Genomic DNA, 22809 nt, shown 5'->3' with positions numbered 1-22809 from the left:
CGCTGGAGAGACCGAAGTTGAGCGCGACCGGATGGATCAAGGACCGGCTCGCGGGGCCTTCCCCCGGAGCCGTGCCGGGCACGGTCACCGGAACGTGGCCGAAGACCTCGATGGCGCTGCCGTTCATCGGCATGCTGCTGGTGCTCGCCCTGGACTGGTTCAGCGCCACCGCGCTGACCGTCGAACCCGCCCTCACCGCCGTCCCCGCACTGGCCGCCGTGGTCAGCCGCCGCACCTGGTACCCGCTCGCGCTCGGCCTCGCCACCGAGGCCGTCGCCTTCCTGCTCGCCTGGTACAACGGCGTGCTCGGCCAGTCCGTGCACACCGCGACCGTGCTCGCCATCGCGCTGGTGGCGGCCATCGGCTGGGTCAGCGCCACGCTGAGGGTCCGTCAGGAGCAGGCCCTCGCCGACGCCCAGCTGGTCGCGGAGGTGGCGCGGAGGGTGCTGCTGCGCTCCGTCCCGGACCGGCTCGGGTGCGTGCGGGCCGCCGTCCACTACGCGGCCGCCGCCGCGCACGCCTCCATCGGGGGCGACCTGTACGAGGTGGTCAACACCCGGCACGGCGTGCGGGCCGTCGTCGGCGACGTCCGGGGGAAGGGGCTGGCCGCCGTCGAGACCGCGGCGGCCGTGCTCGGCGCCTTCCGCGAGGCCGCGCACCAGGAGCCCGAACTCGACCGGGTCGCGGGGTGGCTGGCCGTCAGCCTGGACCGCGTCCTGCACGAAGGGGAGCACCCCGGCGTCGAGGAGGAGTTCGTCACCCTGGTGCTGATCGGGGTCCGTCCGGACGGGTCCGTGGAGATCGTCAACTGCGGGCACCCCGCCCCGCTGCTGCTCAGCCCCGGCGCACCGGCCCGGGCGCTGGAGCTGCCGGAGACGGTGCCGCCGCTCGGGGTGCTGGACCCCACCGACGTCCGGCCGCCGGTGCAGCGCATCACCATCGCGCCCGGGGACCGCATCCTGCTCTACACCGACGGCGTCATCGAGGCCCGGGACCACCGGGGCGCCTTCTACCCCCTGGCGGAGCGGCTGCCGTACTGCGCGGTCGGATCGCCGACGGAGGTGCTGCGGCGGCTGCACGAGGACGTCGTGCGGCACGTCGGGCACAAGCTGGGGGACGACGCGGCGATGCTGCTGCTCCACCACGAACCCGTCCAGCTCCCGCAGCAGACCACCACGGAGCTCGTTCCGGCCACGTAGGTGGTTGCTTCTGGCGCGACGTTCAGTTGCAGCGACCCAGGGGCGCGAGGAACTGCGCGCGGGGGACGGCAGCACCTGCAACTGGCTGACGTGCCCCGATCTCTCGCTGGTCCGCCTTCCGTACTCGCGCAGTTCCTCGCGCCCCCGGGGCGCTGCCCTGCCGGGCCGCCCGCTACAGGTCGACCTCGACGAGGAGGGGCCGGTGGTCGGAGACCGGGGTGCGGGGGGCCGTGATGGTGCCGACGGCGGTGCGGGGGACGCCCATGGCGAGGACGTGGTCGAACTGGACCGCGGGGCGGTGGGAGGGGTAGGTCGGGGTCTTGGCGAGGTCGTGCCAGCCCCGCAGGACGCGCCGCCGCCGCGGCCCGGGCTGCCGCGCCGGCCGCTGCCCGAGCGCGGCCGCCCCGCCGAGCACGGTCCGCGGCACGGCCCCGATCAGGTTGAAGTCCCCGAGCACCAGGTGCGGCCCCGGCAGGTCGGCGATCCACCGCCGGATCGCCGCGAGCTGCGCCATGTTCCAGCCCGGCACGAAGGACAGGTGGGTGGCGACCACGGTGAACTCGCCGTTCCCGCCGCGCAGGACGGCGGCCAGCGCGGCCCGCGGCTCGTCCGGCACCGGGGTCAGCCCGCGCCGGCCGGCGACCCGCAGCGGGAGGCCGAAGGGGGCCGGGGCGAAGCGGCGGGCGCGCCAGTGGGTGACGGGCAGCCGGGTGAGCAGCGCCGTCCCGTACGAGGGGACCTGGAGGGCGGTGCCGGCCTCGGCGGGGCCGTAGACCTGGAGGCCGGGCCGGTCGGGGTCGAGGATCCAGCCGGCTCCGGCGGCCGGGCGGCCGTGCAGGGCGGCGGCGAACCGCCAGTCGCCGGCGCCCATGGCCTTGGCGGCCACCGCGGTCTGGTCGGTGAAGCCCGAGCGCTCCTGGTGGCGGTCGACCTCCTGGAGGGCGAGCACGTCCGCGTCGAGGGCGGCGACCGCTTCGGCCAGCGGTTCTCCCGGTTCGGCGGGGAAGGGCAGCGGGCTGCCGTCGGCGGCCAGCGGGCGGCCGTGCAGCAGGTTGAAGGTGGCGATGCGCAGCTGGCTCACAAGGCATGACGGTACCGGCTGCGCTTGAGCCGGTGGGGCATACCGGGTATACATACTCGGTATGTCCATCCGTCACGGTCTGCTCGCCCTGCTCGACCAGGGCCCGCGCTACGGCTACCAGCTGAGAACCGAGTTCGAGTCCCGCACCGGGGCCACCTGGCCGCTCAACGTCGGCCAGGTCTACACCACGCTGGGGCGTCTGGAGCGCGACGGCCTGGTGGTCCCGGACGGTGAGGACGAGGAGGGCCACGTCTTCTACGCCGTCACCGAGAAGGGACGCGCGGAGCTGCGCAGCTGGTTCGACACCCCGGTGCCGCGGACCAATCCGCCCCGGGACGAGCTGGCGATCAAGCTCGCGATGGCGGTCACCGTGCCCGGCGTGGACGTCACGGCCGTGGTGCAGGGGCAGCGGCGGCACAGCATGAAGGCGCTGCAGGACTACACCCGGCTCAAGGGGCAGGCGCTGACCGCCCAGGAGAGCGGGTCGGACCTGGCCTGGCTGCTGGTGCTGGAGCAGCTGATCTTCCAGACCGAGGCGGAGATCCGCTGGCTGGACCACTGCGAGACCCGTCTCGCCCAGCACCGCCCGGCCGCCCCGGCGGCTCCCGCCGAGGCCACCGAGCCCGATCCGGAGCCCGCCCCACCCCGCGCCCGCAGGCGCGCCCGATTCTGAACCACCGTCAGGGGGAAGCGATGAGCACCCAGAACGACCGGTCCGGCACCGCCCCGGTGCTGCACCTGGAGAACGTCACCCGGGTCCACGGCCAGGGGGCGGCCGAGGTGCACGCCCTGCGCGGCGTCGACCTCAAGGTCCACCCCGGCGAGCTGGTCGCCGTGATGGGGCCGTCCGGCTCCGGCAAGTCGACGCTGCTGACGCTGGCCGGCGGGCTGGACACCCCGACCTCCGGGCGGGTGCTGGTCGAGGGCAGCGCGCTCGGCGAGCTGAGCCGCCGTCAGCAGGCGCAGCTGCGCCGCCGGGCGGTCGGCTACGTCTTCCAGGACTACAACCTGATACCGGCGCTGACCGCCGCCGAGAACATCGCGCTGCCGCGCGAGCTGGACGGGGTCTCCACCCGGGCGGCCCGCAAGGAGGCGATGGCGGCCCTGGTCGAGATGGGCATCGAGGAGCTGGCCGACCGCTTCCCGGACGACATGTCGGGCGGTCAGCAGCAGCGGGTGGCGATCGCCCGGGCGCTGATCGGGGACCGCCGCCTGGTGCTGGCCGACGAGCCGACCGGTGCGCTGGACTCCACCACCGGCGAGTCGGTGCTCGCGGTGCTGCGGGCCCGCTGCGACGCGGGTGCCGCGGCCATGCTGGTGACCCACGAGGCCCGGCACGCGGCCTGGGCGGACCGGGTGGTCTTCATCCGGGACGGCCGGGTGGTGGACGAGAGCGTCAGCCGGGACGCGGCCAGCCTGCTGGTCTCGGCGGCCACCAACAGCGTGAACGGCCCGGTGGCGGAGTGAGCCTGACCTCGTGGCGGGTGGCCCTGCGGATCGCCCGGAGGGACGCGCTCCGGGCCAAGGGCCGCAGCGCGCTGGTGATCGCGATGATCGCGCTGCCGGTGCTCGGGGTGACCGGGGCCGACGTGGTTTTCCGCAGTGCCCAGCTGGAGCCGGAGCAGAAGATCGTCCGGATCATGGGCGAGGCCGACGCGATGGTGTCCGCGTACGGCCGGGGCATGACGGTCGTCCAGCCGCCGAACCCGGGCGAGGGCGCCAACGCGGACATGCCCCGGGAGGGCCAGAAGCCCACCCCGGAGCAGCAGAAGAGCCTGGACACGGAGCCGGCCGCGCTGCTGCCGACGCTGCTCCCGGCGGGCACCCGGCTGACCCCGGTGAACGAGGGTGCGTCCGCCAACGTCACCACCAAGGAGGGCCTGCTCAGGACCCGGCTGACCGAGGCCGACCTGACCGACCCGGTCTGGAACGGCCACACGGTGCTGACCGGCGGCCGCCTGCCGACCGCCGCGACCGAGGCGGCGGCCACCCGGGGGTTCCTGGAGCTGTCCGGCCTGAAGGTCGGTGACACCACGACGGTGCGCGGGCCGGACCGTCCGTTCACCATCACCGCCGAGGTCGAGTTCCCGGGCGACCTGGGCGTCAGCCAGCTGGTGCTGCGGCCGGGCGCCGCGCCCGCGCCGGAGAAGAAGGCGGACGCCGAGCGGTTCGGCACCGGCAAGTGGCTGGTCCGGCTGCCGGCCGGGGCGGAGCTGACCTGGCCCCAGGTGCTGGAGCTGAACAAGTACGGCTTCTCGGCGACCTCGAAGGCCGTGCTGCTGGACCCGCCGCCGCGCTCCGCGGTGCCGTACTACCAGCAGCAGTCGGGTTCGCAGCTGATCGACAAGACCGCGCTGGCGGTGCTGGCCACCGTGGTCGGCATGGCGCTGCTGGAGATCGTGCTGCTGGCCGGCCCGGCCTTCGCGGTCGGCGCGCGCCGTTCGCGGCGCCAGCTCGGGCTGCTGGCGGCCGGCGGCGGGGACCGCAAGCACGTCCGTGCGGTGGTGCTCGGCGGCGGTGCGGTGCTCGGCCTGTCCGGTGCGGTGGCCGGCCTGGTGCTGGCGGTGCTGCTGGTGGCGGCCACCCGGCCGTGGCTGGAGGAGCTGGCCGAACGCCGCTTCGGCAGCTTCGACCTGGCCCCGCTGGACCTGCTCGGGATCGCCGCCATCGGTCTGGTCACCGGTCTGCTGGCGGCCGTGGTCCCGGCCGTCCAGGCCTCCCGGCAGGACGTGGTGGAGGCGCTCACCGGCCGCGGCTCGGTCAAGCCGCCGAGCAAGCGGCTGGCCGTGCTGGGCCTGGTGATGCTCGGCGGCGGCGCGGCGATCGCGCTGCTCGGCTCGCAGGTGGCGGACCGGGCCCTGTCGGTGCTCGGCGGCTCGGTGCTGGCCGAGCTCGGCATGGTGGCCTGCACCCCGATGCTGGTCGGCCTGTTCGGCCGGCTGGGCCGCTGGCTGCCGCTCAGCCCCCGGCTGGCGCTGCGCGACGCGGTCCGCCACCGGGGCCGGACCGCCCCGGCGGTGGCGGCGGTGATGGCGGCGGTGGCCGGTTCGGTCGCGGTCGGCATCTACACCGCGAGCTCGGACGAGCAGCAGCGGCAGAACTACATGGCCTACCTGCAGCCCGGCGCGGTGCTGCTGCACACCGGCTACGGGGAGAACCGCGACCCGGCCTCGTACGCGCTCCAGCAGGGCGCGGTGGAGGGCGTCGTCCCGGACCTCGGCCCGCGCGGCGAGGTCTACCAGGCGGAGTACAAGGGCGCCCTCCACCAGCGCGGCAGCGGGCGGGTGGAGCTGATGCTGCCGAAGGACCAGCGCTGTCCGGCCAACGACCCGGCGGCCGAGGGGCTCTCGGCGGACGAGCGCGACCGGCTCTACCAGGACGAGCGCTGCAAGCGCTCGGCCGGCTACTACTCGTCCCCGGTCGGCCAGGGGCTGCTGCTCGGCGACGCCACCGCACTGGCCAACCTGACCGGGGTCCGCGACCCGGCCGCCGTCCAGGCGCTGGCCGAGGGCAAGGTGCTGGTCTTCGACCAGGCCTACCTCAAGGACGGCAAGGTCGCCCTGGCGCTGGTCGAGCCGGAGCAGGGCAACACCGATCCGATGACCGGGATGGTCCGCGGGGCGGACGGCACGCTGTCCAGGCCCGAGGTCCAGAGCCGCGAACTCGCGGTGGACGCGGTCCGGTTCGCCCCCGTGCTGCAGAACGCCGGGGCGTTCGCCAGCCGGGAGACCGCGGCGCGGCTCGGTCTGACGGCGGCTCAGGCCGGCACCGTCTGGCTGCCCGCGGCGGTACCGAGCAGCGCCGTCGAGCAGAAGGCCACGGCGGCGCTGGCCAGGCTCGGCCACGAGGGCGGTGTGACCGTCGAGCGCGGCTTCCGGCCCGAGCCCGACCTGGTGCCGCTGGCCCTGACCGGCTTCGCCGGGCTGGTCGCGCTCGGCGCGGCCGGCATCGCCACCGGGCTGGCCGCGGCCGACTCGCAGCGCGACCTGGCCACCCTCGCGGCGGTCGGTGCCACCGGCGGCATCCGGCGCCGGCTGTCCGGCTTCCAGTGCGGGGTGATCGCCGCGATCGGTGCCGTGCTCGGCACCGTCTGCGGGCTGGTGCCCTCGGTGGCGCTGCGGAAGATCGAGGCGCTGCCGCAGTTCCCGGGCGACGAGGGGAGGGAGGCGGTGATCGTCTTCCCGTGGGCGACCATGGGGCTGACCCTGGTGGTGCTGCCGGTGGTGGCGGTGCTGCTGGCGATGCTCTTCACCCGCTCGCGGCTGGGCCTGCTGAGGCGCTCCGCCTGACGGCCCGTCATCCGTGATCCGTGTCACCCCGTGGGGCCCCCGTGCCGCACGGGGTGACGCAGGTTACGGGACCGCCCGGTGGACGGGCCGCACACCGGGAGGCGGCGGCGAACTAAAGTCGTCCGTATGACGAAAACCCCGGACAGCGTCGTCCGCTCCTACATCGACCTCCACCGGGCGGAGTTCCTCTCCGACCTGGCCGACTGGCTCCGCATCCCTTCGGTCTCCGCCGACCCGGCCCGCGCCGGGGACGTCCGCCGCTCCGCCGAGTGGCTGGCGGCGAAGCTGCGGGAGACCGGCTTCCCGGTGGCCGAGGTGTGGGAGACGGAGGGGCTGCCGGCGGTCTTCGCCGAGTGGCCGTCCGGGGACGCGGACGCGCCCACCGTGCTGGTCTACGGCCACCACGACGTGCAGCCGGCCGCCAGGGAGGACGGCTGGGCGACCGACCCGTTCGAGCCCACCGTGGTCGGCGAGCGGCTGTACGCCCGCGGCGCGGCCGACGACAAGGGCCAGGTCTTCTTCCACACCCTGGGTCTGCGCGCGCACCTGGCCGTCACCGGCCGCACCGCCCCCGCCGTCAACCTCAAGCTGCTGATCGAGGGCGAGGAGGAGTCCGGCTCGCCGAACTTCGGGGCGCTGGTCCGGCGCGAGGCCGCGCGGCTGGCCACCGACGTGGTGGTGGTCTCCGACACCGGCATGTGGAACGAGACCACGCCGACCGTCTGCACCGGGATGCGCGGCCTGGCCGACGCCCAGATCGACCTCTACGGCCCGGACACCGACATCCACTCCGGCTCCTTCGGCGGCGCGGTGCCCAACCCGGCGGCGGTCGCCGCCGAGCTGGCGGCCGGCCTGCACGACCAGGACCGCCGGGTCGCCGTCCCCGGCTTCTACGACGGCGTGGTGGAACTGACGGAGCGTGAGCGCGAGCTGTTCGCCGCGCTGCCCTTCGACGAGGACCAGTGGCTGCGGACCGCCAAGTCCCACGGCGTGCTGGGCGAGGCCGGGTACTCGGTGCTGGAGCGGGTCTGGGCCCGGCCGACCGCCGAGGTGAACGGCATCTGGGGCGGCTACACCGGCCCCGGCAGCAAGACCATCGTCCCGGCCGAGGCGCACCTCAAGCTCTCCTTCCGGCTGGTCGCCGGGCAGGACGTGGACGCCGTGCGCGCCGCGGTGGCGAAGTGGGTGGAGTCCAAGGTGCCGGCCGGCATCCGGTACGAGCTGGTCTTCCCCGGCGCCACCCGGCCCTGCCTGACCCCGCTGGACCACCCCGCGCTGCAGGCCACCGTGCGGGCGATGGGCCGGGCCTTCGAGCAGGAGGTGCTGTACACCCGCGAGGGCGGCTCCGGGCCGGCCGCCGACCTCCAGGACGTGCTGGGCGCACCGGTGCTCTTCCTCGGCATCTCGGTGCCCTCGGACGGCTGGCACTCGGTGGACGAGAAGGTCGAGCTCCCGCTGCTGGCCAAGGGCGTGGAGACGGCCGCGTACCTGTGGGGCGAGCTGGCCGAGAGCTGGCCCCGGGCATGAACCCTTCCGGCACCCTTGCCGACAACCTTGCCGACACCCTTGCGACCGAAGCCTTCCGACCGATGGGGATGGACCGCGTTGAGCACCGTGCCTGACACCAAGCAGCTGGCGCTGGCCCGGGCGGGGGTCGACCGGGCCGCCGAGCACCGGTTCGACGAGCCGTGGCTGGCCGCCGCCTGGAGCCACCCGAACACCAAGGTGCTGCCGATCGCCAGCGGCGAGGCCTTCGTGGTGGACACCGAGCACGGCACCGAGCTGGTGCTGCTGCCCTCCTTCGAGGCGCCGGAGACGGGCGACCGCTACTTCCTCGGCACCGACGAGGACGGCACCTCCTACTTCGCCCTGGTGAACGAGACGCTGCCCGGGCGCCTGGACGGCGACGCCCGTCCGGCCGGGCTGCGCGAGGTCGGTGCCCAGCTCTCCGACCGGGACGCCGGGCTGCTGGTGCACGCCGTCGCGCTGGAGCACTGGCACCGGCTGCACAGCTTCTGCTCGCGCTGCGGGCACCGGACCGAGAAGGCCGGCGCCGGGCACGTGCGGCGCTGCACCTCCTGCGCGGCCGAGCACTACCCGCGGACCGACCCGGCGGTGATCATGATGATCACCGACCCCGAGGACCGCTGCCTGCTGGGCCGTCAGGCGCTCTGGCCGGAGGGCCGCTGGTCCACCCTGGCCGGGTTCGTGGAGCCGGGCGAGTCGATCGAGCAGGCGGTGGCCCGCGAGGTCTACGAGGAGGCCGGGGTCCGGGTCGCCGAGGTGGAGTACGTGGCCAGCCAGCCGTGGCCGTTCCCGTCCAGCCTGATGCTGGGCTTCCTGGGCAAGGCCGATCCGGCGGGCACCGCGATCACGGTGGACGGGGAGGAGCTGGCGGAGGCCCGCTGGTTCTCCCGCGAGGAGCTGAAGGCCGGGATGGAGGCGGGCGAGATCCTGCCGCCCTCGGGCATCTCGATCGCCCGCCACCTGGTCGAACTGTGGTACGGCGAACCGCTGCCGAGCGCGGCCCGCTGGTAACGGCGGAGACCGTAGCGAATCGTGGTGAATAAGGGGCGTGCGGTTCAAAACCGTACGCCCCTTGTGCTTTTCTTCGGCTTTTTCGAGCGGATTCGAAATCCCTCGGTCAGTCGCTCTTCCGGTCGATTTCCAACCAGCAGCTGACGGTCTTTCCGGTCAGCCTGGTGGTCACCGACCAGTCGGTGCACAGCGCCCCGACGATGGCCAGGCCGCGGCCGCTGGTCTCCTCCTCTCCGGCCTCCCGGGGCTCGGGCAGCGCCCGGCCGTAGTCGGCCACCGAGATCTGCAGCGCCTGCTCGGTCAGGGCCAGCGTCACCGAGACCGCTCCCCGGCCGTAGCGGAGCGCGTTGGTGACCAGCTCGGACATCAACAGCTCGGCGCTGTCGGCGAGTTCGGCCGCGCCCCAGGCGGTCAGCACGGTCCGGGTCAGCTGCCGGGCCCGGGCCACGTTGCGCGGGCGCGGCGGGAAGCTGGCGGTGGCGTGCCAGGCCCCCCGGTCGGCGGCCTCCAGGGCCCGCCCGGGCCGCGGCCGGGCGCCGGCCGGCTCACTGGGTCGAAGGATGGTCGGCCGCGCCTCGAAGTGCTGCGCGGTACTGGTCACGGGCATGGCTCCGCCCCCGGTGGTGCGTGGGTGAATGCGGCGCTCATCCGGAAGGGCCGAGTGCCGCCGGGCGACTGCGAACGACCTGATCGGGACGGAAACCGAGATCCCCGATCCCGGGCAATATTGGCCGGTTTCGCTGAAATGGCGCAACCCGGATCGCTACATTCACTCGCGTGACAATCTCGCGGGGCAGTTCCCAATCACCGAAGTACCAGCGGCTGGCCGCCGACCTGCGCCGCCGGATCGCGGCCGGCGAGTGGCGCGGCGACGCGCCGCTGCCGGTCGAGACCGAGCTGGAGCAGCAGTACGGGGTCGCCCGGAACACCGTCCGGCTGGCCGTGGACGTCCTGGTCAACGAGGGCCGGCTGGTCCGGCTCCAGGGCAAGGGCACGTACCTCAAGGACCACCCGGTGCTGGACCACCGGGTCTTCGGGCCCGACCTGCTCCCCGGCCCGCCGCCCGGCCGAGCCTCCGGCCACTGCCTGACCGCGCCCACCGGCGTCTACGAGGCGGAGGCCGGGGACGCCGGGCGCCGGCTCTCGGTGGACTTCGAGATGCTCATCGTCCGCGCCAGGGTGGACATCGCCGAGCGGCTCGGCCTGCGGCCCGGCGAGGCGGTGGTGGTCCGCCGCCAGCTGCGGCTGCTGGACCGCGAGCCGTACTCGATCGAGGAGAGCCACTACCGGGCCGGGCTGGCGGCCGGCACCCCGCTGATGGAGCCGGACCAGGTGCCCGAGGGCGACGAGTCGGTGCTGGAGGCCCTCGGCCGGACCGAGATCGGCGCGGTGGACCACCTGGTCTCCCGGATGCCCGGGCCGGAGGAGGCCGCCTGGTTCCAGGGCGGCCCGGGGGCACCGCTGCTGGTGCAGACCCGGGTCAGCTACGACGCCCGGGGGCCGGTGCGGGTTATCGAGACCAGGTACTCGGCGGACCGCTGCCGGCTGGTCTACGGGCTCGGCGAGCTGGCCGGGCGGCCGGCGGTGCAGCCGCTGCCGGTGCCCGGGCCGTCGCGGCCGGTGGACGACGCACAGGTCGCCCCGTCCCGGGCGGGACGGGGCCACCTGGAGCACCACTAGGGACGGCCCCGGGGCCGACGCGGTGTCAGCCGGCCAGCGCGGCCTGGACCTGACGCAGGCTCGGGTTGGTCATCACGACCTGCTCGCCGCCGCCCGCGGGCTGGACGATCACGGTCGGCACCACCTGGTTGCCGTTGTTGACGGACTCGACGAAGGACGCCGAGGCCGGGTCCTCCTCGATGTTGATCACGTCGTAGCCGATGCCCTCGCGGTCCAGCTGGCTCTTCAGCCGGTTGCAGTACCCGCACCAGGTCGTGCTGTACATCGTGACGCTGCCGGACATTCGGGGGACTCCTTCGGGAAGGGGCGTGCGGTCTGTGCCGACAACGTCCGGGGCGCGACGGAACATTCCGCGCGCTCCCGGCGTGTGAGATACCACGCGCGCCGGTCAGTGAGGTGATTATCGTCCGCCGGCCGGGCCCTGTGGACGACGCGGACCGGAACGTCCGAGCGCCCTGCGAGGATGGACGGCATGCAGGAACAGCTCTTGGGCCTCCCCGACGGCCACGGCGACCGGTACGGCACTGCGTCAGGTGGCGGCGCGCACTACGGCGCCCCCCACGGCTCGGCCGGCAGCGCCGACGCCGTGCTGGCCGGGCTCGACCCGGAGCAGCGCGCGGTCGCCACCGCCCTGCAGGGCCCCGTCTGCGTGCTGGCGGGCGCCGGCACGGGCAAGACCAGGGCCATCACGCACCGGATCGCCTACGGCGTGCGCAGCGGCGCCTACCAGCCGCAGCAGGTGCTCGCCGTCACCTTCACGGCCCGCGCGGCCGGCGAGATGCGCGGGCGGCTGCGCCAGCTCGGCGCCGAGGGCGTGCAGGCCCGCACCTTCCACTCCGCCGCGCTGCGCCAGCTCCAGTACTTCTGGCCCCGGGCGATCGGCGGCGAGGTGCCCCGGCTGCTGGAGCGCAAGGTGCAGCTGGTCGCCGAGGCGGCCGGCCGGTCCGGCCTGCGGGTGCAGCGCACCGAGCTGCGCGACCTGACCAGCGAGATCGAGTGGGCCAAGGTCACCCAGATCGTCCCCGACGACTATCCGGCCGCGGTGCTCAAGACCGGCCGCGAGGCCCCGCGCGACGCGGCCGAGATCGCCCGGGTCTACGCCACCTACGAGCAGACCAAGCGCGACCGCGGCGTGATCGACTTCGAGGACGTGCTGCTGCTGACCGCGGCCATCCTGGAGGACCGCCCGGAGATCGCCGAGCGGGTCCGGGCCCAGTACCGGCACCTCACGGTGGACGAGTACCAGGACGTCTCGCCGCTGCAGCAGCGCCTGCTGGAGCAGTGGTCCACCGGCGGCGCCAGCCTCTGCGTGGTCGGCGACGCCAGCCAGACGATCTACTCCTTCACCGGCGCCACCCCCGACCACCTGCTGAACTTCCGCCACCGCCACCCCGAGGCAACCGTGGTCAAGCTGGTCCGGGACTACCGCTCCACCCCCCAGGTGGTCCACCTGGCCAACGGCCTGCTGGCCAAGGCCCGCGGCCAGGCCGCCCAGCACCGCCTGGAGCTGGTCTCGCAGCGCGAGGCGGGCCCGGCCCCGGTCTACGTCGAGTACGCCGACGAGCCCACCGAGGCCGAGGCCACCGCCCGGGAGATCCGCGCCCTGCTCGGCCGGGGCGTGCGGGCCAGCGAGATCGCGGTGCTGTTCCGGACCAACGGGCAGTCCGAGGTCTACGAGCAGGCCCTCGCCGACCTGGGGATCTCGTACCAGCTCAAGGGCGCCGAGCGGTTCTTCGAGCGCCCCGAGGTGCGGGACGCGGTGATGCTGGTGCGCGGTGCGGCCCGGGCCTCCGACGACCCGCTGACGGCCGACAGCCCCGCGCTGGCCGGGCAGGTCCGCGCGGTGCTGGCCACCCGGGGCTTCACCCCGGAGCCGCCGTCCGGCTCGGGCACGGTGCGCGAGCGCTGGGAGTCGCTGGCGGCCCTGGTGCGGCTGGCCGAGGAGTTCGAGTCGGCCCGCCTGACGGCCGGTCAGCCGGCCGACCTGGCGGCCTACGTGGCCGAGCTGGACGCCCGTGCGGCCGCCCAGCACGCCCCCGCCGTCGAGGGCGTCACGCTGGCCTCGCTGCACGCCGCCAAGGGCCTGGAGTGGGACGCGGTCTACCTGGTCGGCCTGACCGAGGGCACCCTGCCGATCATCTACGCCAAGACCGACGAGCAGATCGAGGAGGAGCGCCGGCTGCTCTACGTCGGCGTCACCCGGGCCCGGGTCCACCTGTCGCTCTCCTGGGCGCTCTCCCGCTCCCCGGGCGGCCGGGCCAGCCGCAAGCCCACCCGCTTCCTGGACGGCCTGCGGCCCGGCTCCTCGTACTCCGGCCCCACCAGCCGGGGCGGCCGGGGCGGCGTCGAGCAGGGCGCCGAGCGCTCCGGCGGCCGCAAGGTCCGCGGCCCGGTCAAGTGCCGGGTCTGCGACAGGACGCTGACCGAGGCGGTCGAGCGCAAGCTGCGCCGCTGCGAGAGCTGCCCCTCGGACATGGACGAGGCGCTGTACGAGCGGCTGCGCGAGTGGCGCTCCGTGCAGGCGAAGAAGCAGGGGGCTCCGGCCTACGTGGTGTTCACCGACGCGACCCTGATGGCGATCGCCGAGGCGGTGCCCTCCAGCGAGCGCGAGCTGGCCCTGATCTCGGGCGTCGGCGCGATGAAGCTGGACAAGTACGGTGCCGACGTGCTCTTGTTGTGTGCTGGCGAGGAGCCCACGGACGAGTCCGAGGCCACCGTCGAGGGGCTTCGGGGGGAGTCCGAGGAGCAGGCGTGAAGCCGCTTCCGGGAGCCGCCCGAGTCACTCCGCGAAACTCGCCGGAAAAATAGTTTGCGCGCCGTACACGGGGCGCAATAGCCTGCCGGAGCGGTCAAGGGAACGAGATCGCAAGGCCTCGGAAGGCTCCCTTCCGCACGCCTGCCAGCAGTACCGCAGTACCTGCATGACCGTCCAAACATCCGAACATCGGGGCCCGGGGGACTGGGCCGCGCGAGACGCCGAGAGGAGGCGAAGACAGTGGAAACCAAGATGATCACCAACCTGACTGGCCAGACCGTCGTCGCCGTGCCCTCGTGCGTCTCCTCGCAGGTCGTCACCGCTCCCTTCGGTCTGGGTCTCAACGGCACCGGTGTCTCCGGCGTTGTCAGTGGCTCCGGCATTAATGGCCTGGGCGGCAACGGCACCCGCGGCACCTCCGTCGAGACGGGTCTGTCCCTTGCCGGGGCGGCGTTCGGCGGCGGTCGTGGACTGCGCAGTGAGCGACCGCTCCAGGCATCGAAGGCAATCCAGGTAGACGCCGAGCATGGCGCCTATGCGGCGGCCGTCGATGCCGGGGCCCACCAGAAGCAGGACGAGAAGCAGATCGAGGCCAAGGCCGCCTTCGCAGGCGCCGAGGCCGTCCGGATGTGGGCCTTCCGCGGCCCCGAACCCTGGAGAGTTCGAACCTGAGTAGCCTCAGGTCGGAGCCTCCAGGGCCGCGGAACCCGTCTCACACCGGGATTCGCGGCCCTTCTGTTTTGTCCGGTACGTCAAGACCCAGCCTGGACCTTCGGGTCCTCCGGTCCAGCCCCACCAGTCAGCTGGCCGGAACCACAAGCAAAGACGAGGAAGACGCCACAGTGTCCACGGTCATCACGCCGCCACTCCCGTCCGTACCGACAGACATCACCAAGGCCGACCAGGCCGACCCCCCGGAGGTTTCTCTCATGCAGCTCACCGCGATCGACGAGGCCGAGGTCAACGGCCAGCCCATCCCCTGCCGGGCCTTCGACCCGGAGGTCTTCTTCGCCGAGACCCCCGCCGACGTCGAGTACGCGAAGTCGCTCTGCGGCACCTGCCCCGTCAAGGAGGCCTGCCTGGCCGGCGCCCTCGAGCGGCGCGAGCCGTGGGGCGTCTGGGGTGGCGAGCTCTTCGTCCAGGGCGTCGTCGTCGCCCGCAAGCGCCCCCGGGGCCGTCCGCGCAAGACCGAGGTCATGGCGTGAACCCCGCGATGACCACCGCAGTGCCCGCCCGACGGGGAGAGCAGCCCCCGCTGGGCACCACCACACTGCGCCGGTCGGTCCGCGTCGCCACAGCCAAGGTCGACGCAGCCGCGAACCCCCGTCCGTTTCCGAGCACGTACCACGAGCAGGACCACCACATGACCCCCGCAGCCGACAAGACCGCCCGCGCCGACCAGGCCAAAGAACTTCTGATCCAGAACAGGACCCGCGAGATGCAACTCATGCAAGAAACCCTGGCCCGTGCCCATATGCAGGAACGACTGCACGAGGCCGAACACCAACGGATGGGCGAGCGCCTCGACCGCGCCGCCCGACTGATGCGGAAGGCCGAGCGTGCCTCGCTCCGCGCCCGCAAGGCCCTCGCCGTCGCGGTCATGTGAGACCTGACGGACCGAGAGGTGACGGAGTGACAACCGCGTAGGCCCACGCGGCGCGTCGTTCCAGTGGTACCAACAGCAGTGCCCCGCAGTGACATTCCCCGAACGCCGATGGCCGCCCTCCTCCAGGAGGGCGGCCATCGGCGCGTTCTGACGGAGTCTCAGCCCTCTGCGGGCTCGGCGACCGGTGCGGCGAAGCCGGGTAGCCACTCCAGCATCTCGGCGCGGAACGGGGCCTTGGCGCCGAGCTGGCAGAGCACCCCGATGGTGGAGAGGGTGACCCGGTGGATCAGCAGGTAGGCGGGCGGCAGGTTGAGCTGCTTGCCCAGGTCGTACGCGGGCGAGCGCGGGTCGGCGATCCGGGCCGCCTGGGCCCGCATCCAGGCCCGGGTGAAGTGGAAGACCTCGACCGTGGCGGGCTCGATGATCGGCAGCAGGTAGTCCAGCACCGCCGTCGGGTCCAGCTTGATCGAGGGCTTGACGAAGCCCTCCTCGCGGAGCATGTCCAGCACGCCGTCGGCGTCCCCGGCCAGGGCCATCCGGAGCGAGTCGCCGATCGGGGAGGGCAGGCCGCCGGGCAGTCTGTCCACCGTGCCGAAGTCCAGCACGCCCAGCCGCCAGCCCTCGGCCGGGCCGTCGTCCTTGATCAGCCGGAAGTTCCCCGGGTGCGGGTCGGCGTGCAGCAGGCCCGTCCGGGACGGGCCGGCGAACAGGAAGCGGGCGATCAGCTGCCCCGCCCTGTCCCGCTCCTCCTGGGTGCCGCCGCTGATCACCTCGGAGAGCGGGGTGCCGTCCAGCCACTCGCTGACCAGCACCTGGTCGGCCTGGGCGACCACCTTCGGGACGGTGATGTCCGGGTCGTCGGCGAACTCCTCGGCGTGCCGGCGCTGGGCCTCGGCCTCCAGCGCGTAGTCCAGCTCCTCCGCCACCCGCTCGCGCAGCTCGGTGATCAGGGGCTTGATGTCCAGGCCGGGGATCAGCGGCCCGAGCAGCCAGGCCACCCGGCTGAGCTGGGTCAGGTCGGAGAGCAGGGCGTCGCCCGCGCCCGGGTACTGGATCTTGACGGCCACCTGCCGGCCGTCCTTCCAGACGGCGCGGTGCACCTGGCCGATCGAGGCCGCGGCGGCCGGGCGGTCGTCGAAGCTGCGGAAGTTCTTGCGCCAGTCCTTGCCGAGCCGCTCGGCCAGCGCCGCGTGCACCTTGGCGGAGGGCATCGGGGGAGCGGCGTCCTGAAGCTTCGTCAGGGCGGCCCGGTAGGGGCCGGCCACCTCCTCGGGCAGTGCGGCCTCGAAGACGGACAGCACCTGCCCGAACTTCATCGCCCCGCCCTTGAGCTCCCCGAGCACCTTGAACAGCTGGTCGGCGGTGGCCTGCTGGAGCTCGGCGGTGACCACCTCGGCCGAGCGGCCGCCGATCCGCCGCCCCAGACCGAGGGTGGCCCGGCCCGCCATCCCGAGCGGCAGGGCGGCCAGCCGAGCCGTCCGGGTCACTGCCTTGCGCGGAAGATCGCTCACCCCAGGGCCTCCCTGCTACGACGCCCGTGGGTGGGCGTGTCACTACGCCATTGTGCCCGCTCCGGATGCGGGCCCGGCCGGACTGTGACCAGCGGATCACGGCTCCGCCCACGGCCCGCTCACCGGGGAGGGGCGATCACCTCCGTCCGGTGCACCGGCGGGCCGGAGGGCCAGGTGCAGCCGCAGGCCGGATGGGTGGGAAGCCGCAGGCGGCGGGCCATGCCGTCGGCAGCGGAGACCTCGCACCAGCCGTCCACGCTGGGCGGGCGGACGCCGTCCAGCCAGAGCTCCACGTGCAGGGCGGCCAGCCCCGCGACGGTGGTGGCGAGCGCGCTGTCACAGGCGGGGGTGCGGGGGCGCCCGGCGCCCTCCTCGCCGAGCTGGGCGAGCAGCCGGGGCCAGGCCTCGTCCTCGTCCCGTCTGGTCAGGGTGGCGCAGGCGCCGCAGGCCGAGGCGCCGGGCAGCACCAGCGGGCCGACCACCCCGAGGTGCTCCAGCACCCCGACGTAGAGGTGCGGCACCCCGGCGCGCATCAGCTTGTGCGCCTCGGCCGCCACCCCGGCGAAGGCGCCGGCGCCGTCCCGGGGGGCCAGCACCACCAGGGCGGGTGGCGGCTCGTCCGCGGGCCGGCGGCGCCGCTGCTCCGCGGCCGGGGTGCCCGAGGTGCGGTGCACCACCTCCCTGGCGGCGGTGGTGCGCAGCCGCCCGACGTCCGTCGGCGGGTACCCGGCGGGGGAGCAGTCCCGGGCGGTGACCCGGCCCCGGTCGGTGAGGGTGACGGTGCCGACGCCCCCGGCGGCCAGCACCGCGCCGATCGCTGCCCCGACCCGGCCGGCCCCGTGCACCTCCACCCGGGAGGCGGCCCGGCCGCGGAGCACCGCCGGGGCCTCGCCGGGGGCGGGGTGCACCAGGGAGAGTGACGCCACGTCAGGGCCGAGCAGCTCCTGGCGGGCCCGGGGGAAGCCGCCGAGGGCGGCCTGCCCGGCCTCGGCGTCGTCCAGCAGCCCGGCCTGCTCCAGCGAGCCGAGCAGCTCCTCGGCCACCTCCCGGCCGAGCCCGAGCCGCTCGCCGGCCTCCAGCAGGGCCGGCCGCTCCCGGCTGCCGTCCAGCAGCTCCAGGAAGGCGGCCACCGGCTGGCCGACCTCCTCCACCACCCGTGCGTGCCGGTGCACGGTGCCGAACTGCAGGGTCGATCCGTCCCGCCAGAGGCGGGAGAGCGCGGGCTTCACCATCGGTCGCACGGGCACCTCCGGGGAGGGTGGGGCAGAGCTGACAGAGGCAGCATGCCCGACCCGGGGGCCGTCCCGCCGAGGCCTGTCCACAGGCCCGGTGGGCTGGTACGACGATCGTTCTGCACAGCCTGTGGACAACCGGGGGCCCCGAGTTGACGGTGCCCGCACCGGTGGAGGCCGGCCGTCGGTGCCGCGGGGTACCGTCGGTTGCCATGGCGACCGAACAGGACTTCCGACGGCAGGGCCCGGCAGCGGGCGGCCCCTCAGCGCGGGGCACGTCCCCGCACGCCCCCGGCGAGCCCCTGACGGCCTCCGGCGAGCCCCTGGTCGAGGTCCGGCGCAGCGCCCGCCGCAGCCGCACCGTCTCCGCCCACCGCGAGGGCGACCGCACCGTGGTGCTGATCCCGGCCCGGATGTCGCTGGCCGAGGAGCGGCGCTGGGTGGCCAAGATGGTGGAGCGGCTGGCCCGGCAGGAGAGCCGCCGCGAGCTCGGCGGGGACCAGGAGCTGGCGGCCCGGGCCGAGCGGCTCTCGGCGGCCTACCTGGGCGGCCGGGCCCGCCCCAGCGTGGTCCGCTGGGTCACCAACCAGAACTCCCGCTGGGGCTCCTGCACCCCGGCCGAGCGCAGCATCCGGCTCTCCCACCGCCTGCGGGGCATGCCCGAGTACGTCGTGGACTACGTGCTGCTGCACGAGCTGGCCCACCTGCTGGAGGCCGACCACGGCCCGGCCTTCTGGGCCCTGCTGGAGGCCTACCCGCGCACGGAACGGGCCCGCGGGTACCTGGAGGGCGTGGCCGCCGCTCCCAGGCTCCCGCAGGCCCGTCAGGATCCCGCCGAGGAGGCCGGTTAACGCTCCGTCAGCTTCCGCGCCAGCTCGACCAGTTCGCGCACCGCGTCGTCGGTGGGCTCGGGCAGGGCGTCGAAGGCGAACCAGCCCAGCTCCAGCGACTCCTCGCTGATCAGCGCCTCGGCCCCGGCCGGGGCCAGCGCGACGTACTGCACGTCCAGGTGGGTGTTCTCCGGCCCGGCCTTGCCGGTGCAGCGGACGGTGTGCCGGTCCAGCTTCACCGGCACCGGGGCGCCGTCCACCGCGAGCAGCTCCAGCCCGGCGATGCCGGACTCCTCGGTGGCCTCGCGCAGCGCGGCGGCGGCCAGCGTGGCGTCGCCGGGCTCGCAGTGCCCGCCCATCTGCAGCCAGAGGCCGACCTTGGGGTGGAGCGTCAGCAGCACCCGCCCGGCCGCCGGGTCGACCACCAGGGCGCTGGCGGTGATGTGGGCGGGCAGGTTGGAGCGCCAGAGGCCCTCCGGATGCGCGGCCAGGTGGGCCAGGTAGTCCTGCCGGAGCAGGTCCTGCCCGGCGTCGGCCACGGTCCAGTCGGTCAGTGCGCGGACCGCGTCCGCGTGCAGGGTGGTGCTCACTCGCCCTTGCCGTCCTCGTCCTCGTCGTCCTTCTTCGCGCCGGCCCCGCCCTCGGAGCCGGCCGCGGCCTCGCCGAGCAGCTTGTCCAGCTCGGAGAAGTCGATGCCGCCCTCCAGGGAGTCGCCCGGGCCCCGGTGCACGAAGCCGTCCGGGTCGTCCAGGTCGGCGGCGGTGGGCAGCATGTCGGGGTGCTCCCAGAGGGCGTCCCGGCCCTCGACGCCGCGGGCGTCGGCCAGCGAGGCCCAGAGCCGGGAGGCGTCGCGCAGGCGGCGCGGTCGCAGCTCCAGGCCGACCAGGGTGGCGAAGGTCTGCTCGGCGGGGCCGCCGGCCGCGCGGCGGCGGCGGACGGTCTCGCGCAGCGCCCCGGCCTGCGGCAGGTGCGGCTCGGCGGCGGCGTGCACCACCGCGTCCACCCAGCCCTCGACCAGCGCCAGGGCGGTCTCCAGCCGGGCCAGCGCGGCCTTCTGCTCGGGGGTGTCCTCGGGCTGGAGCAGCCCGTTGCCGAGCGCCTCCTGCAGCGCCTCGGGGTTGGACGGGTCGAGCTGGCCGACCAGCTCCTCCATCCGGGTGGTGTCCACCTTGATGCCGCGGGCGTAGGCCTCGACGGCGCCGAACAGGTGCGCCCGCAGCCACGGCACGTGGGCGAAGAGCCGCTGGTGGGCGGCCTCGCGCAGGGCCAGGTAGAGCCGGACCTCCTCGGCGGGCACGCTCAGGCCCTCGCCGAACTCGGCCACGTTCTGCGGCAGCAGCGCGGCCTTGCCGGCCGGGGCCAGCGGCAGGCCGACGTCGGTGGAGCCGACCACCTCGGCGGCCAGGGCGCCCAGCGCCTGGCCGATCTGGGTGCCGAACATGGCGCCGCCCATGGAGCGCATCATGCCCATCAGCGGCCCGGCCATCGCCTGCATCTCCTCGGGCAGCACGCCGCCCATGGCGTTGCCGACCCGCTCGGCCACCGGGTCCACCAGGTCCTTCCAGACCGGCAGGGTGGCCTCCACCCACTCGGCCCGGCTCCAGGCCACGGCGGTGCCCGCGCCGGAGGGGAACTCCGTCGCCGAGTCCAGCCAGAGGTCGGCCAGCCGGACGGCCTCGGCCACCGCCGAGCGCTCGGTGGCGCTGACCGAGCGGTCCTTGCTCTTCCCCTCGGGCTGCTCGGCGACCACGGTCTGCCGGGCGATGTCCCGGGCCAGGTCCCAGTTCACCGGGCCGCCCTCGAAGGAGAGCATCTGGCCGAGCTGCTGGAAGGCGGCGCCGAGGTCGTTCGGGTTGAGGTTGCCGAACATCGCCCCGAACGGGTTGTCCCCGGGGGCGCCGGAGCCCGCACCGGGGGCGCCCATGCCGAAGAGTGCGCCGAACGGATTGGCCCCGCCGAAGCCGAACGGCTGCTGCGGCGGGGTGGCGCCGGAGCTCTCGTCCTTCTTGTCCTTGTCGCCCTTGGCCTTGCCGTCCTCGGGCTCCTCAGGAGGAACGCCGAATCCGAAGGGAAGGTCGCTCACGGGGTCCTCGATCCGGTCGGCCGTCACGCAAGTGGTGTGGCGGGGGCTGCGACGCCCGGGGAAAACCACCGGCGGGATCGCGGCCCGACCGCGCCGGGTGCACCGCCGGGGCCGTGCCTCGGGCAGGATGGACGTACAAGACACTCGTACGTACGCACATAAGCTAACCGTGGAGGATGGCCGGTGAGTTCCCCGCCCTCGGACGTTCGCTCTGGGCTGACCGGAGGAGAGGACGTCCCTGCCACCGCGGGTTCGCCGCCTCCAGCCTACGGCGGCAAGCCGCTGACCGTGGCCGTGACCGGCGCCGCCGGAGTGCTCGGCGAACGGGTGGCCGCCCGCCTGGTGGCCTCGCCCTCGGTGCGCAAGGTGCTGGCGCTGGACGACCGGCGGGGCGAGGTGCCCGGGGTGCTCTGGCGGGTGCTGGACGTCCGGGACCCGGCGGTGGCCGAGCGGCTGGCCGGGGTGGACGTGGTGGTGCACCTGGCGATGGACCTGGGGATGGAGTCCGACCCGCGCGCCCGGAGCGCGTACAACGTGCGGGGCGCGCAGACGGTGATCACCGCCGCCGCGGCCGCCGGGGTCTCCCGGGTGGTGCTCTGCACCTCGGCGATGGTCTACGGCGCACTGCCGGACAACGAGGTGCCGCTGGCCGAGTCGGCCGAGCTGCGGGCCACCGAGGAGGCCTCGCTGGTCGGCGACCTGCTGGAGATCGAGCGGCTGGCCCGCCGCGCGCCCCGGGCGCACCCGGGCCTCCAGGTGACGGTGCTGCGCCCGGCCGTGGTGGTCGGCCCCGGCATCGACACCGTGCTGACCAGGCACTTCGAGGCGCCCCGGCTGCTGGTGGTGGCGGGCTCCCGGCCGTGCTGGCAGTTCTGCCACGTGGACGACCTGGCGGCGGCGCTGGAGTACGCGGTGCTCGGCCTGGTCGAGGGCGAGGTGACGGTCGGCTGCGACGGCTGGCTGGAGCAGGAGGAGGTGGAGGCGCTCTCCGGCATCCGCCGGATGGAGCTGCCCGCCGCCCTGGCGCTCGGCACCGCCGCCCGGCTGCACCGGCTCGGCCTCACCCCGGCCCCGGCGGGGGACCTGGCCTACACCATGTACCCCTGGGTGGTCTCCGGCTCCCGGCTGTACGAGGCGGGCTGGCGGCCCACGCTCAGCAACGAGGAGGTGCTGGCCGAGCTGCTGGAGCAGGTCGCCGGGAAGCACGCGGTGGCAGGGCGGCGCCTCGGCGGCAAGGAGGCCACGGCCGGGCTGGGCGCGGCGGGCGCCACGGTGGCGCTGGTCGGCACGGCGGCGCTGGTGCGGCAGATGCGCAAGCGGCGGCGGATCTGACGGCGGTGGACCTGACGGAGTGTCGGCGGGCTTGGAGCTTTCCGCAGTGCGGAATGCTCCAATCGTGATGCGGAAGGCTCTTGTCGCGAGCCCGGGGGGATGAGGAATCATGGGGAGCATGTCCGAGAACCACGACCCCATCCGGCTGCTGGCCATCCGCGAGACCCCGCTCTCGCTGGACGAGGTGTACGAGGCGGTCGGCGACGACGCCGCCGGCGGCACCACCGTCTTCGTCGGCACGGTGCGGGACCACGACGGCGGCAAGTCGGTCTCCGCGCTGGAGTACAGCGCGCACCCGACCGCCGAGGCGGAGATGCGCCGGATCGCCGAGAAGATCGTCGCCGAGTTCCCGGTCCGGGCGCTCGCCGCGGTGCACCGGGTGGGCCGGCTGGAGATCACCGACAAGGCCGTGATCGTCGCGGTCTCGTGCCCGCACCGGGGCGAGGCCTTCGCGGCCGCCCGGCGGCTGATCGACGACCTCAAGCACGAGGTGCCGATCTGGAAGCACCAGGTCTTCGCCGACGGCGAGGAGGAGTGGGTCGGCGCCGGCTCCTGCTGACCGGTCCGGCCGCTCCGGCGGGTACGGCCGTTCGGTCGTGCCCGGTCACGTTCGGGCGCACCCGGTCATACGAATACTCCGCCGAGCTGAGCGCGCTCCCCGCGCCGTAACCCG

Annotated in this window: 21 protein-coding genes; 14 read left to right on the top strand and 7 right to left on the bottom strand. The window is 74.4% G+C overall.

Annotation, left to right across the window (positions count from 1 at the left end):
• Positions 1-17 precede the first annotated feature (17 nt).
• Positions 18-1199, top strand: a complete 1182-nt coding sequence (locus ACWCYY_RS10165) for a PP2C family protein-serine/threonine phosphatase (RefSeq protein WP_449795635.1) — start codon at positions 18-20, stop codon at positions 1197-1199.
• 172 nt (positions 1200-1371) lie between these two features.
• Here the strand turns inward: ACWCYY_RS10165 and ACWCYY_RS10160 are convergent, their stop codons facing one another.
• The gene (locus ACWCYY_RS10160; protein ID WP_345287348.1) at positions 1372-2280 is read right to left on the bottom strand and encodes an endonuclease/exonuclease/phosphatase family protein; all 909 of its coding nucleotides are present in this window, start codon (positions 2278-2280) and stop codon (positions 1372-1374) included.
• 61 nt (positions 2281-2341) lie between these two features.
• Here ACWCYY_RS10160 and ACWCYY_RS10155 point away from each other — a divergent pair, with 61 nt between their 5' ends.
• The 5 genes from ACWCYY_RS10155 (at position 2342) to nudC (ending at position 9107) form a co-directional block, all read left to right on the top strand.
• Entirely contained in the window at positions 2342-2953 is a 612-nt protein-coding gene (locus tag ACWCYY_RS10155; protein WP_345287349.1) for a PadR family transcriptional regulator, read from the top strand.
• Positions 2954-2973: 20 nt separating this feature from the next.
• Positions 2974-3747, top strand: a complete 774-nt coding sequence (locus ACWCYY_RS10150; protein WP_345287350.1) for an ABC transporter ATP-binding protein — start codon at positions 2974-2976, stop codon at positions 3745-3747.
• Entirely contained in the window at positions 3744-6569 is a 2826-nt protein-coding gene (locus tag ACWCYY_RS10145) for an FtsX-like permease family protein (RefSeq protein ID WP_449795634.1), read from the top strand. The genes ACWCYY_RS10150 and ACWCYY_RS10145 overlap by 4 nt, the downstream gene beginning before the upstream one ends.
• Positions 6570-6695: 126 nt before the next feature.
• On the top strand, positions 6696-8096 hold the full coding sequence (locus ACWCYY_RS10140; protein WP_449795633.1) for a dipeptidase: 1401 nt from the start codon (positions 6696-6698) through the stop codon (positions 8094-8096).
• Positions 8097-8174: 78 nt separating this feature from the next.
• Complete coding sequence (gene nudC / locus ACWCYY_RS10135) at positions 8175-9107, top strand: NAD(+) diphosphatase (protein WP_345287352.1); 933 nt, start codon at positions 8175-8177, stop codon at positions 9105-9107.
• Positions 9108-9213: 106 nt separating this feature from the next.
• On the opposite strand, the gene ACWCYY_RS10130 is transcribed toward nudC, so the two are convergent.
• Complete coding sequence (locus ACWCYY_RS10130; protein ID WP_345287353.1) at positions 9214-9708, bottom strand: ATP-binding protein; 495 nt, start codon at positions 9706-9708, stop codon at positions 9214-9216.
• 176 nt (positions 9709-9884) lie between these two features.
• On the opposite strand from ACWCYY_RS10130, the gene ACWCYY_RS10125 reads away from it, so the two are divergent.
• A complete protein-coding gene (locus ACWCYY_RS10125; protein ID WP_449795632.1) occupies positions 9885-10787 on the top strand; it encodes a GntR family transcriptional regulator in 903 nt (300 codons plus the stop codon).
• Positions 10788-10812: 25 nt separating this feature from the next.
• Here ACWCYY_RS10125 and ACWCYY_RS10120 read toward each other — a convergent pair whose 3' ends face one another.
• On the bottom strand, positions 10813-11070 hold the full coding sequence (locus tag ACWCYY_RS10120) for a mycoredoxin (RefSeq protein WP_345287355.1): 258 nt from the start codon (positions 11068-11070) through the stop codon (positions 10813-10815).
• Positions 11071-11373: 303 nt separating this feature from the next.
• Between ACWCYY_RS10120 and ACWCYY_RS10115 the strand changes: the two genes are divergently transcribed.
• The 4 genes from ACWCYY_RS10115 to ACWCYY_RS10100 all read left to right on the top strand — a co-directional run bounded on the left by ACWCYY_RS10115 (position 11374) and on the right by ACWCYY_RS10100 (position 15148).
• Positions 11374-13542 carry an ATP-dependent DNA helicase UvrD2 gene (locus ACWCYY_RS10115; protein WP_345287422.1) on the top strand — a complete coding sequence of 723 codons (2169 nt, stop codon included), beginning with the start codon at positions 11374-11376 and terminating at the stop codon, positions 13540-13542.
• Positions 13543-13782: 240 nt separating this feature from the next.
• The gene (locus ACWCYY_RS10110; RefSeq protein ID WP_449795631.1) at positions 13783-14214 is read left to right on the top strand and encodes a hypothetical protein; all 432 of its coding nucleotides are present in this window, start codon (positions 13783-13785) and stop codon (positions 14212-14214) included.
• 170 nt (positions 14215-14384) lie between these two features.
• A complete protein-coding gene (locus ACWCYY_RS10105) occupies positions 14385-14747 on the top strand; it encodes a WhiB family transcriptional regulator (RefSeq protein WP_380150138.1) in 363 nt (120 codons plus the stop codon).
• 8 nt (positions 14748-14755) lie between these two features.
• A complete protein-coding gene (locus ACWCYY_RS10100) occupies positions 14756-15148 on the top strand; it encodes a hypothetical protein (RefSeq protein ID WP_380150137.1) in 393 nt (130 codons plus the stop codon).
• 158 nt (positions 15149-15306) lie between these two features.
• Here the strand turns inward: ACWCYY_RS10100 and ACWCYY_RS10095 are convergent, their stop codons facing one another.
• Complete coding sequence (locus tag ACWCYY_RS10095; protein ID WP_345287359.1) at positions 15307-16659, bottom strand: ABC1 kinase family protein; 1353 nt, start codon at positions 16657-16659, stop codon at positions 15307-15309.
• Between the two features lie 119 nt (positions 16660-16778).
• Positions 16779-17891: a TOMM precursor leader peptide-binding protein gene (locus ACWCYY_RS10090; protein WP_345287426.1), complete on the bottom strand. Its 1113-nt coding sequence runs from the start codon at positions 17889-17891 to the stop codon at positions 16779-16781.
• A gap of 212 nt (positions 17892-18103) precedes the next feature.
• Here ACWCYY_RS10090 and ACWCYY_RS10085 point away from each other — a divergent pair, with 212 nt between their 5' ends.
• Positions 18104-18742, top strand: a complete 639-nt coding sequence (locus ACWCYY_RS10085) for a M48 metallopeptidase family protein (protein ID WP_345287360.1) — start codon at positions 18104-18106, stop codon at positions 18740-18742.
• Here the strand turns inward: ACWCYY_RS10085 and ACWCYY_RS10080 are convergent.
• Together ACWCYY_RS10080 and ACWCYY_RS10075 are read right to left on the bottom strand one after the other, a co-directional pair.
• Positions 18739-19311, bottom strand: coding sequence for an NUDIX hydrolase (locus ACWCYY_RS10080; protein ID WP_449795630.1), 573 nt, complete (start codon positions 19309-19311; stop codon positions 18739-18741). The two genes, ACWCYY_RS10085 and ACWCYY_RS10080, sit on opposite strands and share 4 nt — an antisense overlap.
• Positions 19308-20804 (bottom strand): zinc-dependent metalloprotease, encoded by a 1497-nt coding sequence (locus ACWCYY_RS10075; protein ID WP_345287363.1) that lies wholly within the window; start codon positions 20802-20804, stop codon positions 19308-19310. The genes ACWCYY_RS10080 and ACWCYY_RS10075 overlap by 4 nt, the downstream gene beginning before the upstream one ends.
• A 183-nt stretch (positions 20805-20987) precedes the next feature.
• Here ACWCYY_RS10075 and ACWCYY_RS10070 point away from each other — a divergent pair, with 183 nt between their 5' ends.
• Complete coding sequence (locus ACWCYY_RS10070) at positions 20988-22136, top strand: NAD-dependent epimerase/dehydratase family protein (RefSeq protein ID WP_449795629.1); 1149 nt, start codon at positions 20988-20990, stop codon at positions 22134-22136.
• 109 nt (positions 22137-22245) lie between these two features.
• The gene (locus ACWCYY_RS10065) at positions 22246-22695 is read left to right on the top strand and encodes a molybdenum cofactor biosynthesis protein MoaE (RefSeq protein WP_345287365.1); all 450 of its coding nucleotides are present in this window, start codon (positions 22246-22248) and stop codon (positions 22693-22695) included.
• Positions 22696-22809 lie beyond the last annotated feature (114 nt).

The sequence above is a fragment of the Kitasatospora sp. NPDC001664 genome, from assembly GCF_053596675.1.
This window is presented reverse-complemented; position numbering and strand designations above follow the sequence as displayed.